Annotated in this window: 14 protein-coding genes; 8 read left to right on the forward strand and 6 right to left on the reverse strand. The window is 46.5% G+C overall.

Annotated features, from left to right (window positions below):
- Position 1: 1 nt before the first annotated feature.
- The 3 genes from L876_RS0108475 to L876_RS0108485 form a co-directional block, all read right to left on the reverse strand.
- Positions 2 to 1,675 carry a 4Fe-4S binding protein gene (locus L876_RS0108475; RefSeq protein ID WP_028763409.1) on the reverse strand — a complete coding sequence of 558 codons (1,674 nt, stop codon included), beginning with the start codon at positions 1,673 to 1,675 and terminating at the stop codon, positions 2 to 4.
- Positions 1,676 to 1,858: 183 nt separating this feature from the next.
- Positions 1,859 to 2,446, reverse strand: a complete 588-nt coding sequence (locus tag L876_RS0108480) for a DUF3306 domain-containing protein (protein ID WP_028763410.1) — start codon at positions 2,444 to 2,446, stop codon at positions 1,859 to 1,861.
- Positions 2,446 to 2,916 (reverse strand): DUF3305 domain-containing protein, encoded by a 471-nt coding sequence (locus L876_RS0108485; protein WP_028763411.1) that lies wholly within the window; start codon positions 2,914 to 2,916, stop codon positions 2,446 to 2,448. Before L876_RS0108485 ends, L876_RS0108480 begins: the two co-directional genes overlap by 1 nt.
- 295 nt (positions 2,917 to 3,211) lie before the next feature.
- Between L876_RS0108485 and L876_RS0108490 the strand changes: the two genes are divergently transcribed.
- The 4 genes from L876_RS0108490 to L876_RS0108505 all read left to right on the forward strand — a co-directional run bounded on the left by L876_RS0108490 (position 3,212) and on the right by L876_RS0108505 (position 7,700).
- Positions 3,212 to 4,057 carry a formate dehydrogenase accessory sulfurtransferase FdhD gene (locus L876_RS0108490; RefSeq protein WP_028763412.1) on the forward strand — a complete coding sequence of 282 codons (846 nt, stop codon included), beginning with the start codon at positions 3,212 to 3,214 and terminating at the stop codon, positions 4,055 to 4,057.
- Positions 4,058 to 4,084: 27 nt separating this feature from the next.
- A complete protein-coding gene (locus L876_RS0108495; RefSeq protein ID WP_028763413.1) occupies positions 4,085 to 4,990 on the forward strand; it encodes a helix-turn-helix transcriptional regulator in 906 nt (301 codons plus the stop codon).
- Positions 4,991 to 5,085: 95 nt separating this feature from the next.
- A complete protein-coding gene (locus L876_RS0108500) occupies positions 5,086 to 6,972 on the forward strand; it encodes a DUF294 nucleotidyltransferase-like domain-containing protein (RefSeq protein WP_028763414.1) in 1,887 nt (628 codons plus the stop codon).
- An 8-nt stretch (positions 6,973 to 6,980) separates the two neighbouring features.
- Positions 6,981 to 7,700, forward strand: a complete 720-nt coding sequence (locus tag L876_RS0108505; protein WP_028763415.1) for a 3'-5' exonuclease — start codon at positions 6,981 to 6,983, stop codon at positions 7,698 to 7,700.
- Positions 7,701 to 7,740: 40 nt separating this feature from the next.
- Here L876_RS0108505 and L876_RS0108510 read toward each other — a convergent pair whose 3' ends face one another.
- Positions 7,741 to 9,312, reverse strand: a complete 1,572-nt coding sequence (locus tag L876_RS0108510) for a BCCT family transporter (protein ID WP_028763416.1) — start codon at positions 9,310 to 9,312, stop codon at positions 7,741 to 7,743.
- Positions 9,313 to 9,663: 351 nt separating this feature from the next.
- Between L876_RS0108510 and folX the strand changes: the two genes are divergently transcribed.
- From folX to folM, 3 genes are read left to right on the forward strand one after another with little or no spacing between them, the layout of a single operon-like run.
- Positions 9,664 to 10,050 carry a dihydroneopterin triphosphate 2'-epimerase gene (folX, locus tag L876_RS0108515; protein WP_211237652.1) on the forward strand — a complete coding sequence of 129 codons (387 nt, stop codon included), beginning with the start codon at positions 9,664 to 9,666 and terminating at the stop codon, positions 10,048 to 10,050.
- Positions 10,051 to 10,064: 14 nt separating this feature from the next.
- Entirely contained in the window at positions 10,065 to 10,700 is a 636-nt protein-coding gene (folE, locus tag L876_RS0108520; protein ID WP_211237650.1) for a GTP cyclohydrolase I FolE, read from the forward strand.
- Positions 10,701 to 10,736: 36 nt separating this feature from the next.
- Positions 10,737 to 11,444: a dihydromonapterin reductase gene (gene folM / locus L876_RS0108525; protein WP_028763419.1), complete on the forward strand. Its 708-nt coding sequence runs from the start codon at positions 10,737 to 10,739 to the stop codon at positions 11,442 to 11,444.
- A 74-nt stretch (positions 11,445 to 11,518) separates the two neighbouring features.
- Here folM and moeB read toward each other — a convergent pair whose 3' ends face one another.
- Complete coding sequence (gene moeB, locus L876_RS0108530) at positions 11,519 to 12,289, reverse strand: molybdopterin-synthase adenylyltransferase MoeB (protein ID WP_028763420.1); 771 nt, start codon at positions 12,287 to 12,289, stop codon at positions 11,519 to 11,521.
- A 13-nt stretch (positions 12,290 to 12,302) separates the two neighbouring features.
- Positions 12,303 to 13,547, reverse strand: coding sequence for a molybdopterin molybdotransferase MoeA (moeA, locus tag L876_RS0108535; RefSeq protein ID WP_028763421.1), 1,245 nt, complete (start codon positions 13,545 to 13,547; stop codon positions 12,303 to 12,305).
- A 345-nt stretch (positions 13,548 to 13,892) separates the two neighbouring features.
- On the opposite strand from moeA, the gene ftnA reads away from it, so the two are divergent.
- Positions 13,893 to 14,417 carry a non-heme ferritin gene (gene ftnA / locus L876_RS0108540; RefSeq protein WP_028763422.1) on the forward strand — a complete coding sequence of 175 codons (525 nt, stop codon included), beginning with the start codon at positions 13,893 to 13,895 and terminating at the stop codon, positions 14,415 to 14,417.
- Positions 14,418 to 14,425: the final 8 nt, after the last annotated feature.

A 14,425-nucleotide genomic window follows, 5' to 3' on the forward strand; every position in this document is an offset into this window, starting at 1 on the left:
CTTATCGCAGTTGCTTTTCAGGATCTTGAAGGATGTCTTCAAACATATCTTTTACCCGGCAGTCGCTACACATCTTTAGTCGTTCTGTGTTGGCACTGAAGGCACTATGACCTCCGACTACATCCAGCATCCGTTGCACCATGGATTGGGTGGCGAAAGGGGTACCGCAGCGAATACAATCAAACGGTGCTTCCTCTTTCAACGTTTGACGCTCCTGACGGGCAGCAGCATCGAAATTCATTTGTGGAGTTAAGCTAATCACCTTCTCAGGACACGCTGACTCACACAGTCCACACTGCACACAATCTTGCTCGACAAAGTGTAGCGCAGGCATATCGCCGCCGTCGGTTAATGCCTGAGTTGGGCAAGTCGACACACAAGAGAGACACAAGGTGCAACCGTCGGTGTTAACACTTACCTTACCGAAAGGTATATTGCTTTTGCTGAGGCAGCTATCGCTCGACGCCGCTTGACTGTTGAGATGATCGATTGCCGCATACAGGGTGTTACGCTTGGTCGTCGCTGCAAACTCACCCGGTACGATAACCGGCCAGCTCGCACTCACCTTAACTAAAGTATCTAGCTCATCAAGTTGGTTTTGGTTAATCACGCTAACACGCTGAGGTTGTCCCATCTCATCGAAAATGTCGTTGGCCAGTTGCTGCTCACCGTTAAGCATCTGCGTTAACGTAGGAGCTGTCGCATCGGTATTTAGCACAATAACCTGACGCGCTCCCCATGCGAGTGCCGACATCCAATGATCCATGCTCGCAACCGTTATCTCCTCAAGCTCCACAGGAATTATTACCCCAGCTAGCTCGTCGGTGACCAAACTCGCGCCATTGGCTGCATCATGAAACAAAATAACGGGAGCGGTTTGCGCCTGTTCGCGAAAGCGTGTCACTAACTTGTGCAGATAGGAGTGCAGTGCTTGCGGTGTTGGTAAGTCGTAGCTAATCGCCCCAGTAGGACAAGCATTGGTACAACTACCCGCACCGTGGCAAAGGTAAGGATCTATCTCAATCTTTTTGTTGACGCTTGAAATAGCGTCCGCAGGACAAAAGTTTAGGCAGCGATTACAACCGTCGATACCGTTGCGATTGTGCGCACAAATATCACTGTTTACTTTGACATAACGTGGTTTATCAAACTCACCTATCAGATCGGGTAATTGGGCTATCGCATCGGCCAACTTGGCTTCATCTTGACCTACGTAGAAGTAGCCAGGTGGCAACATCTCCAGGTTAATACTCGGCGACTGACTCAAGTCGAGAATTAGGTCGAAATGCGCTTTACGAATAGCAACGAGACTGAGGTCTGCGCTACCGCTTTCGTGTTCAACCTTAACTTGAAATTGGCCTAGAAAGCCTTTGATCTCGATTAGTTTGTTGTAATAGCTCTCGACACCTTCTGCTGCCGCCATCACTTTTTCAAGATGCGCTTCATCTTGGCTAGTAATAGATTCATTGGCGAGAATGGCACGTTGTCCCATATTGGACAATTTGTCTGCCGCGAGGCGGGCTAAATCTTCTGGTCCAATAACCAGTACATTGCCCTCTGTGGTATAGCTAACGGTTGGAGGAATAAGATTCTGTAGAATCTGTGTCTGCCCCAACACTTGCTCACGGACCGACTTTACATCGGCGGTTGCGTTACTATTTGAATGAATGCTCACATTGCGTTCCTGAACAGTTTTGGCCGCTGCTGTCGGCGAGGTGGCTGTAATGCTCTTACGGCATGCGCTAAATGCGCCAGCTTCACCTATCGTTATCAGAGAGTCGTAACTCTCTGCTAAGCTGCGTTATTTACAGCAATTCACGTACCAAAGTTATGGATTTAAAAACACTCTAAACTGACCTTAAGCAACAGGTGATTTAGGTATATCTTGTACTTCTGGTTCATTTTGGGACAACTCCCTTGTAGTCGCGTCCAAAATGTCCGCCGATGCATCGACGTTATGATGATCTTCAACAGATTCGATTTCAGCCGTCATCTCTTCAGCTGTAACCTCCTCTTGTTCATCTTTATCCTTGATCACGTGACGGAATACTTTCTTAGCCAGCTCAGCAGAAACATCAGCTGATAGCTTAGGTTGATTACTGTAATCGAGGGCATATTCAAGTAAGCCATCAATCTCGTTGTAGTGAGGTTGCTTCCACAAGGCTCTCAGCGCCGCAGCTTTCGCATTGGGATCAACATTGTCAGCCATAAAACTAGCAAAGCTGCCACCCACTTCAATTTTCTCAGGATCTGGCAGATCTTCAGCCGTCAGCAGCTTCTCACCGCCCTCTATTGCCTGCTCAGTACTATCTAGTGTTGGTTCTTGAGATAAGGTCTCATTTTCTTCAGCTGTTGATGGTGCAACCGCCTCTGCTTCCTCTTCGGCTTGCACTTGCTGACGGCGAAGGTTCCAGCGTGCTAACAATCCACTTGGTTTATCACTCATCAGTTAACCTGCCCATGATTATGATTGCTACTTGGCCCTTCATTTTTACGACGATTAACGTGTTTACGTCGATGGGCACAGATTTCAACCTCTCCATGGCGAGTAATGAACGCCTCCATCCAGCAAGCAACGGCTTGGGGCATTGGCATGTGCAAAACTGGTGTATCACCTTCTAAACAACCGGCAGCGACATTTTGATCGGCAGAAATAGCGGCCGGTACCCAGGTGCCATCTTCTAGTTCATCGCACACCACGTATAACATGGCGTTATCCATATCTAGGTTAATACGGTAGCTTCCGCGCTCATCCTTATGCAGCTCAAGTACCACCATTTTTGCGCCAGCTGGTGCGGGTTGTGTTGCAGGTAAAACCTGATCTAATTCCCAGCTTTCAGAGATCCAGCGCCCAACTTGCTTCTCTATTTTCTTGAGCGAAACATACATGGGCCATTGACTTTCAGTGCGTTGCATTGCGTCTCCGTTTTGCTATAGAGAGCCTAGCCAAATTTTTAGACCAAGCTACGGGTTAGCGATATAGACTAATGAAGCAATTAACGTGCCAGCGATCTAGGTAGATTAGTTTGAACTAGATCATCAAATCCTTATCAAGAGTAGGACAATTTGTCCTAAATGCCATTTTAAGCGGGACATAAAAGGGCGTTTCACACCTAAGCATTTATCTAGATCACGCATTTAAACAACAAATCCTTGTCTCGGAATGATTATTGCTATGCTGCATGCAGTCCATTGCGAAAAGATGACATTCATGACAATTAGCAAACAGCCTACATTCTTAAAAACTCAAGCAGATGCCCCGCTTACCATCGCAGTGAAAGCGATCAATGAGCAGGGAGAGGTGGTGGATAAGTTTATTGCCTGCGAACGGCCACTCACGGTTTATCTTAATTGGCGCCCCATTGTGACCCTAATGACCTTAGGCGCGCGTCCTGAAGCACTCGCGCTGGGTTACCTAAAAAATCAGGGGTTTATCTCAGACGTTAAACAGTTGGAGTCTGTGATTGTAGATTGGGACGTCAACTCCGCAGCAGTGATCACCAAAGAGACAACAGAACATTTAGATGAAAAGCTGGCAGAGAAGACCGTCACAACTGGTTGTGGGCAAGGCACAGTTTATGGGGGATTCATGGATGGTTTAGATGACATTAAACTACCAACGCCTCTACTAAAACAGAGCATGCTTTACAGCCTGCTAAATAATATCAGTGCTTACAATGAAACCTACAAAAATGCAGGAGCTGTGCATGGCTGTGGCTTATGCGAAGGTGATCAGATTAAAGGTTTTGTCGAAGATGTTGGTCGCCATAATGCTGTGGATACCTTAGCTGGCGAGATGTGGCTCAAACAAGAGATGGGCGGCAATAAATTATTTTACACCACAGGTCGTCTCACCTCAGAAATGGTGATTAAAGTAGCCAAGATGGGCATTCCTGTGCTGCTGTCGCGCAGCGGGGCCACGCAGATGGGGCTCGAGCTCGCACAGAAGCTTGGGATCACCATGATCGCTCGTGCTAAAGGACGCCACTTTCTCATTTATAACGGCGCCGAAAACATCGAGTTTGATGCGACACCACCAAAAAGAAATAAAGATTAAGCACTCGACAGCTTTCAAGGAAATTTGATGACAGAGCCAAGTGAACTCATCTATATGAGTGCCAAGCAAGTGGCTGAATATTTAGACCTTAATGAAAAAAAGGTCTACGCCATGGCCAACGACAGAATACTCCCTGCGACTAAGGTCACCGGTAAGTGGCTCTTTCCTAAAATCCTCATCGATAGATGGGTAATGGACTCTTGCCACAGCGGTATGTTGTCTGACCGTATGCATATTACAGGTAGTGATGACCCACTGCTGTCGATGCTTGTGGCACGCTTGATGTCTCGTATAGGCAAGAGTGATCTCGTCAGCTATAGCTCAACTGGCTCACGTATGGGGTTAGATCTGTTGTCCCGTGGCTATGCCGATGTATGTACTTTGCATTGGGGCAATATCGAAGAGCGTAATATTCGCCACCCTGCACTATTAAAAGGTTACCCAAACCATCAACAGTGGGTCATGGTTCATGGATACACTCGCCAACAAGGCTTGATGATGCGCCCCGACATGCACCACAGATGTCAGGAGGAAGATAAAGTGATTGGACTACCTTGGCGCTGGGTTGGACGGCAAACAGGTGCAGGCAGCCAGCAACACCTAGAACATTGGCTAATGAAGCAAGGGGCAAGTGTTGAACAGCTCAATATATCCGTCACCGCCTACAGCGAACGGGAACTAGCGGGATTTATCGCACGCGATGAAGCTGATATTGGCTTTGGTTGCCAATCGGTAGCCATGGAAAGCGGTTTGAGTTTCGTTCCGTTAATCACTGAAGCCTTTGACTTTGTGATGCCTCAAGGAATCTATTTCCGCCGCCAGCTACAAGCCCTATTCGATATGTTAGGCAGTACGCAAACTCGACAGCTCGCCGCTCAGCTCGGTGGGTACGACCTTAGCCAATGCGGACAAATGCTGTGGACCGCAAATTAGTCGACGCTATTTTTCAATCTCTCAACCTAGCCTGCTAGGATTAAGTAGTATGTAATAGAACAGACACGCCATTTAAGGGCAGCCAGGGAGATAATGTGGAAGCAGAGTTAAACGAGATCCGATACTTTTTAGAACAGTACCCACCGTTTAACTCGCTACCTGAAGAGGTGATTGCGCAGGTAAGCCGTCAAGTCGAAATATCATACTATCGCAAAGACACCCCTATTATTCATTTTGGCGATGAGATCCATGATCTGTATGTGATTCGCAGCGGTGAGGTCGAGGTTTACCGTCGTAAAGGCGAGCTGTACAACCGGCTCGATACTGGCAATCTTTTTGGTCAAATGGGTCTACTCACCAACAATAAAGTGCGCTTTCCCGTTAAGGCTATTGAAGATACGCTAGTCTATTGCATTCCTGATGATGTTTTTCAGCAACTCTATGAGCAACATGATGTATTTGCCGATTTTGTCGAGGTGGCTGACAATGCTCGACTGCGTCAAGCAGTCTCTAACTCCAACAATCAAAATGATCTGACGACCTCTAAAGTTAGAACACTATTAACCCGCGAAGCGGCAACCATAGATAAGAACGAAAGTATCCAAAATGCTGCCGTGATGATGGCTAGAGATAATGTTTCTTCATTGTTGGTGATTGATCCAACGGTGCTAGAAGATGAGGATGATAACTCTCCTTTAATGGGCATCATCACCGACAGAGACTTATGTACTCGTGTCCTGGCCGAGGGTATTGATCCATCCTGTGACGTTGGTTCAGTTGTCACCACCGAAGTCATTAGCCTAGATCATAACGCTTATGTATATGAAGCGATGTTAATCATGCTCCGCTATAACGTGCACCACTTACCCATATTTAAAGGCAGTAATCCAATAGGCATCATTGAAGCGACCGACATTGTTCGCTACGAGTCACAAAGCTCCCTACTGATCGTCAGCAGTATTTTTCAGCAGCAGTCCCTCGAAGAGTTAGCCCTCATCGCGTCACAAGTTAAAGATAGCTTTGTTCGCCTAGTGCATGAAGATGCCAACTCTCATATGGTTGGCAGCGCAATGTCTGTGATTGGACGCAGCTTTAAGCAACGCATATTAGAGCTAGCAGAAGAGAAGTATGGCCCCCCACCGGTGCCATACTGTTTTCTTGCACTGGGCTCTATGGGCCGCGATGAGCAACTGGTTGTCACCGATCAAGATAACGCAATAATCTTGGATGAGACTTTCAATAAGGCATTGCATGATGATTATTTTGCTAACTTAGCTAAATTCGTCTGTGATGGACTCAATCAATGCGGTTACACCTATTGTACTGGTGACATTATGGCCACCAATCCAACCTGGCGTATGACACGCAAAGAGTGGGAAGCATGTTTTGCCGACTGGATCGACGACCCCAACCCTAAAGCACTACTCAACGCCTCAATTTTCTTTGACCTTGATGGTGTATACGGCAAGCTCAAATGGGCCGAACAACTCAATGGCTTTATTGTTCGCCGCGCGCGAAAAAACAATCGCTTCCTCGCCTGCCTTGCGAGAAATGCGCTCAATCGCACGCCACCACTCGGTTTTTTCAAAGACTTCGTCATGGAAAAAGATGGTCGCCACAATAACTCGATTAACCTTAAAAGCCGTGGCACGGCGCCGCTTGCGGATCTTATTCGCGTTCATGCGCTGGCGGTAGGCTCTCGTGCTCGCAACTCATTTGAACGACTCGATGACATCATCGATGCCAGCATACTGCCTAAAGGGCGTGCTCAAGATTTACGTGATGCGATGGAGTTTATTTCTATGGTACGAATTCGCCATCAAGCCTTAGACGTAGAGGAAGGCATCGAAGCCGATAACAATATCGAACCAGAAAACCTATCAGACTTTGAACGACGTAACCTTAAAGACGCATTCCAGATTTTAAGTAATGGACAAAACTTCCTTAAATTCCGTTACCAAGCTAATAATCAATTTAAGTGAGCTCATTCATGCTGAAAAAGCTACTTTCGCCTCCGACGATTGACTGGCAAGGCAAGTTTCAACAGAAACTCAAAGTCATTACCCATAAAGTACTGCGAGACTATTACGCCACGCCGTTGCCTTTAGGCAACACACCAATAGGTGAAGTGGAGTTTCTCGCCATGGATTTTGAAACGACAGGTTTGAACCCCGACAAAGACGATATCATCAGCATAGGCACAGTACCGTTTAACTTACAGCGTATCTTCATCAACCGGGCACAATCTTGGACAGTCAGACCAAGAGAGAAGTTAGCAGAGGAATCTGTTATTATTCATGGGATTACTCACACTGACATTTTAGATGCGCCAGATTTATCCGCCATCTTTGAGCAGGTTCTGCAGGAGATGGCAGGCAAAATCATCGTCGTCCATTGCCATCAGATAGAGCGGCAATTTTTCGAAACAGCACTCATGGCGCGCATCAATAAAGGGATAGAGTTCCCTGTTGTCGACACCATGGCGCTCGAATCAAGCATACAACGTCAGCAGTATGGTGGGGTTTGGAATAGGCTAAAAGGCACTAAACCACAATCAATTAGGCTCGGCTCAAGCCGACATCGTTATGGCCTGCCTGCCTACTCACCTCATCACGCTTTGACTGATGCCATTGCTACTGCTGAATTACTGCAAGCGCAAATCGCCCATCACTATAAGGCCACATCAGCCATCGACAATTTTTGGCAATAAAAAAGGAGGGTAACCCTCCTTTTTTATTAATTACTGCCAATTAAAAGCGTTCGGTTCGCATACCTTTTATCAAACTAACGCACATCAATAACAATATCACCGTAAAGGGTAAGGCGGTTGATATCGCCCCAGCCTGTAAGGCTTCAATGGCCTCTGTACCACCAATCCACAACAGTGCGATCGCAATGGCGCCCTCAAGGACTGCCCAGAATACACGTTGCGGAACAGGTGCATCGATCTTACCGCCAGAAGTAATACTATCAATGACTAACGAGCCAGAGTCAGATGAGGTAATAAAGAACACCAGCACCAAAATGACGGCAATAACCGATAGCAAGGTACCAAACGGCAATACATCAAACATCTGGAACATGGCTAAAGGTACATCGGTGAGCCCTTTAGTTCCCAACTCTCCCACCTTATTGATCACCTGATCAATCGCCATACCGCCAAATACTGACATCCAGATAAGCGTCACAAACGTAGGCACCAACAACACCGCGGTTAAAAACTCTCTTATCGTACGCCCTTTAGATACTCGAGCGATAAACATACCGACAAAAGGTGACCAAGAGATCCACCAAGCCCAGTAAAACACAGTCCAGCCTTGGAACCACGCCTCATCAGTGCGTCCATGAGGGTTACTCAGTGGAATTATGTTCTCAACATAAGAGATAAGCGTAGTGGAAATAGACCCCAAACTAATGGCATAGCCTATCATCGCTACCAGAATCAGTAACAAAAACGCCACCAGCATATTGATGTTACTAATCACCTTCACACCACCATCGATTCCGCGGACAACAGAAACGACTGCAAGCATAGTCACCGCAAGGATCACGACAATCTGTAAACCGAGTCCTGGATCAATGCCAAACACATGATGAATACCACTTGCCGCCTGTTGCGCGCCGAGTCCTAAGGAGGTTGCTAAGCCAAACAGCGTCGCTAATACCGCAAGAATATCGACAATATGACCAGGCCAGCCCCATGCTCTGTCACCCAACAGTGGGTAAAAGATTGAGCGAATAGATAAAGGCAGCCCTTTGTTGTAAGTGAAGAAAGCTAATGACAATGCCACCACACCATAGATAGCCCAAGGATGAAGCCCCCAGTGGAACATGGTTGCACCCAGCGCTAATTTAGCGGCTTCTGGCGTATTAGGCTCAACGCCTAACGGCGTTTCATACCACCCAGTGAAATACGCAACGGGCTCAGCCACACTCCAAAACATCAAGCCGATACCCATACCGGCAGCAAACAACATTGATAACCAAGATATAAAGGAGTAATCAGCGGTCGCTTCTTTACCACCTAAGCGTATTCTGCCAAACGGTGACAAAATCAAGGCTAAACAAAATATAACGAAAATATTGCCAGACCAGATGAATAGCCAATCAAACGAGCCAATGATCTTCCATTTAATGCCATCCAACGCGGCTTTCGCGGTTTCCGGATCGACCACTAATGTTGCTATGAGAAAAGCAACAATTAACCCGGCACAAATCCCAAAGACGGGGTTATGAATATCAAACCCCCATTTCTGCACATTATCCTGCCCGACAGTGTAGTCAGTGCTATCGATACTGTACTTATCATTTCCTTTTGTCATCGATTCTCTCCGCAAAAAACTAAAGAACCACCACCAGGAAAGTCCCCTGCTGACAGCAAAAGTGATTTGAACTCATAGTAATATAATTAAAAAAAACACAGCCCATTGTAACGCCAAGATTAGTAACGTCCAATTTAAAGCACTTTTTATTAGTGAAATATGACCTAAAGCAGCATTTTTTGACAATACTACAATCATAGCAACTAAGCTTCACTCCAGCTTTTTTGTTATAGCTATAACTAAAAACCCCGTTAGCGCCAGCCAGTAAAAGAGTTTGCGGCAAGCGGCTAACTGATCGCTATCACCGCTTCATTCGTACAGTGTAAAAATAGATAAGGAATATTTATGAATATTAGTCTGGCGAAAATCCATATCAGTAACTTAAGGCTTAGAACCTTCATTGGCTTCAATCCTGAAGAAAGAGAGAAGCAACAAGATGTGGTGATTAACATCGACATTCATTATCCAGCATCACTGTCAGCGCAATCTGACAGCGTCGAGGATGCCCTCAACTACAAGGTGGTTACTAAAAAGGTCATTCAACATGTCGAAGAAGGTCGTTTTCTTTTGCTGGAAAAATTGGTCTCAGATATTCTCGCCATCAGCTGCGAACATCCGTGGGTGCGCTACTGCCAGGTTAAGGTAGACAAGCCACATGCACTCAGATTTGCCGACTCGGTATCGCTATCACTCGAGGCCCACCTCGATAGCGACAGCTCAGTTAATCCTTTTAAATAATCGGAGTCATCATCATGCATTCATCCGCGGAGCAAGTTAAACAGGCATTGATTGAGCGTGGTTTAGAAACACCATTAGTGGCATCTCAGCTCAACAGTCAGCAAAAATATGAGCGTATCAAAGGGCTGATGACTGAAGTTGTCGCCACACTGGGGTTAGACCTGAATGACGACAGCTTACAAGAAACTCCACACCGTATTGCCAAAATGTATGTTAACGAGGTGTTTGCTGGGCTCGACTACAATAACTTTCCAGCCATCGCTCAGATTGACAACAAAATGGGGGTCGACGAAATGGTAAAGGTCAGCGATATAAGCCTGACCAGCACCTGTGAACACCACTTTATCACCATAGATGGCATGGCAAAGGTAGCCTATATTCCCAAAGAGAAAATTATTGGGCTATCGAAAATTAATCGTATCGTGCGCTTCTTCTCTCAGCGCCCTCAGGTGCAGGAGCGATTGACGCAACAAATTCTCGTGGCATTGCAAACCCTGCTAAACACTCAGGATGTGGCAGTATCCATCGCAGCGACCCATTACTGCGTCAAGTCTCGCGGCATCATGGATAGCCAGTCATCGACACAAACCACCGCGCTAGGTGGATGTTTTAAAACAAATTCACATACAAGAGCCGAATTTCTTGGTTAAATAGACCAAGCGCTTCCATTCATTAACAGGAACATCATGCAGCCAACCATTTTAATTACCGGTGTAGGCAAACGTATCGGTTTGTACCTTGCCAATGACTTTATCGCCCGGGGGTACCACGTGATCGGCACCTTTCGTAGCCATTACGCCAGTATCGATACCTTAAGCGAAGCCGGCGCAGATCTTTACTGCTGCGACTTTAACCAAGCCGATGAAGTCGACACCTTTATTGATGCCATCGCTAGCAAATATCGTCAGCTTGATGCCATCATTCATAACGCGTCACAATGGTTGCCAGACAATAGTCCCTTAGCTGCCAGCGACGTAATGGAACAAATGATGCGGGTGCATGTCACTGCCCCTTATCAGATAAACCTCGGCTTAGAGAAACTACTTACAACGGGAGAGCGATTGACAGACATCATTCATCTCACGGATTACGTGGCAACGAAAGGCAGTAAAAAGCATATCGCTTATGCTGCTAGCAAAGCGGCACTAGAGAATATGACCCTCTCCTTTGCTACCAAGTTGGCCCCCAAAGTTAAGGTCAACAGTATCGCGCCCGCCCTTATCTGTTTTAATGACCATGATGATGAAGACTACAAACAGCAAGCGTTAGCAAAATCATTATTAGAGCGAGAAGCAGGAGAGATTGAAGTGCTCAATGCCGTCAACTATCTGCTGGGCAGTCATTATGTGACAGGTCGTTCGTTAGCACTCGATGGTGGACGCCATCTAAAATAGCGGCATCCGGTGTAGCGGCGCTAGCAGGCAATACCAATCAGTACCGCCCCAAACTAGCGTAACTTAATCAGTCGCTACTTACTGCAAACCGGGCAACTCTGTTGCTTGCCCAGTTTCATTTCTCGAAACTCCATGGTCATCGCATCAATCATTAAGATTCGCCCCACTAAAGGCTTACCCATGTGTGTAATCACCTTAATCGCTTCCACCGCCTGCAAGCAGCCAATCATACCAACCACGGGAGCTAGGATACCCGACTCGACACAGGTCAATTGTTGATCGCCAAATAGCTTGCTGTAACAGTGATAACACGGAGAGTCATCTTGGTAATCAAATACCGTCACAGTGCCTTCCATGCGAATGGCTGCCGCTGACACCAAAGGGACTTTATGCTTAAAACAACTTTGATTGAGCTGCTCACGCACGCTGATATTGTCGGTGCAATCCATCACGAGTTCATGTTCTGCCACCAGCGCATCTATCTCTGGATCATCGAGTACGGCGTTAATGGTGGCAATTTCGATATGCGGATTGAGTTGAGTCAGGGTTTCCTTAGCCGACTCAACCTTAGCTTGGCCTACGTTATGATCTTGGTGGAGCACCTGACGCTGTAAGTTTGAAATTTCAACCGTGTCAAAGTCTACAATGGTCATCTTACCAACACCCGCTACCGCAAGATATTGGCAAGCTGCACAGCCTAATCCACCCGCACCGATAACCAATACCTTAGTGAGCTTAAGTTTCTCCTGCCCTTCAAAGTCCATGGCCTTAATAGAGATTTGCCGGCTATATCGTAAGATCTCACTATCAGACAAGATCTCATCACTATCAACACTAGAGGTCATCAGCATTTACCTATTAACAGAGCACTGAATTGAAAGGTTCGACGGTCACCAAGCTACCATCAGCCACATCACCCTGCTCTTGCGATAGAATCACAAAACAGTTTGCGAGACTCATAGAGGTCAACATACCAGAACCTTGCCCTCCCGTGATGCAAACTTGCGCCTGTCCCTGCTCGTCATGACTCAAGATACCTCGTTGATATTCAACCCGGCCCGGATGTTTACGCACACAGCCTTTTAGTTGGGCTTGCATCTGCAGTGGCTTCGCTTGCGGTAGCCCTTGCATTTTGTTGATTAAAGGCCATACCAGCTTATAAAAGGTCACCATAGAAGATACTGGATTTCCTGGAAGCCCACAGAAAACCGCGTCACCCAAACGGCCAAATGCAAACGGTTTACCGGGTTTAATGGCCAACTTCCAGAAGGTAATTTCTCCCTCTTCATCCAAAACCTGTTTGGTGTAATCGGCATCTCCTACCGATACGCCACCCGAGGTCAGTACCATATCAGCCCTTGCTGCGGCAGTACGAAAAGCGTTACGGATCGCCTCAGGATCATCTTCAATCACGCCCAAATCGATCCATTCAACATTGGCACGACTTAAAAGCCCTTGAATGCTATAGCGGTTGGAATCATAAATTTGCCCAGGTGCTAACTCGCTTCCCACAGGACGTAACTCATCTCCCGTTGAAAAGAATGCCACTTTAACCTGACGGCTAACCCGCACTTGGCTAGTACCAATGGTCGCTAACACTCCCATCTCAGCAGCGCCGATCTGAGTACCTGAACTTAATACTTTGCCGCCTGTTTTGACCTCTTCACCCCGATAACGAATATTGGCACCAACAGCTTTTGGAGCTTCTATCGAAATCAGCTCCTCATTTGCGATCACTTTCTCTTGCATCTGTACCGTGTCATAGCCAACAGGAACTGGCGCACCAGTCATGATGCGTACGCAGGTATTGGGCTTTGCTTCACCTTCAAAAGGATGGCCTGCAAACGATTGGCCTATCAGGATTAACGGCTCATTATTAGCGAGATCTTCAAAGCGAAACGCATAACCGTCCATTGCCGAATTATTAAATGGTGGTAAATCGATGCTAGATGCCAGATCTTCCGCCAGCACCCGACCCAACGCATAAGGCAGTTGCACCATCTCAGAGTCATCTAGCGGCATAACTTGGTCGAGGAGTTTAATGATGGCTTCATCAGGATGCATAAGGCTTGGCTGTGAACATGGATCGGCTTTCATGGGCATCGGTTACCTTGGATATGAGTAAAAGCGAATATTGGCAGCCATTATGCCATGCTCAAATAAGAAGACTATGATCTCGACGGCAGTTTTTTCCATAGACGTCGATTACCTCCCCCGAAATCCCTTTAAAAGCCACAGCTTTACCAATAACCAAAGGGAGATCAGTAGCCTAAGCCGTATGAAACCCAAGAGTCCTCGCAAGCCTACCTCTATTATTCACAGTTTAAAACCCAGTGAATAATAACTATTTGTATTTAAAAACATTAAGTTAAGTAAATATGGTTGCATTTCAAAGTGTGGTTTAACACAATAGCAGGGCTTAAGAATGACTATGAATAAGGAAGTAAAATGCTGGCACAAACGATGATTGATCAGTTGAACGCGCAAATTAATGTGGAGTTCTTCTCCTCAAATCTCTACCTACAGATGAGCGCTTGGTGTGAAGACAAGGGTTTTGAGGGTGCCGCAAAATTTATGCGTACCCACGCAGATGAAGAGATGCAACATATGCACCGTCTATTCACTTACGTAAGTGAAACCGGTGGCATGCCGCTACTCGGCGCCATTGAAGCGCCGCAAGCTGAATTCGACTCACTGCTTGCGCTATTTGAATACACTTATGAACATGAACAGATGATCACAAGTAAGATTAACGCTTTAGCTCATGCCGCCTTTACTAACCAAGATTACTCCACGTTTAATTTCCTACAGTGGTATGTCTCAGAGCAACATGAAGAGGAAAAGTTGTTTAAGTCTATCGTCGATAAGATCCGTTTAGTGGGTGAAGATGGCAAGGCGCTATTTTTTGTTGATAAAGACTTGGCCCAAATGGCTGTTGAAGAATCTGCAAGCATAATGACTGCTGCTGTCTAGCACATCAA

Origin of the sequence: Shewanella colwelliana ATCC 39565 (assembly GCF_000518705.1) — a bacterium.
Classification (GTDB): Bacteria; Pseudomonadota; Gammaproteobacteria; order Enterobacterales; family Shewanellaceae; genus Shewanella; species Shewanella colwelliana.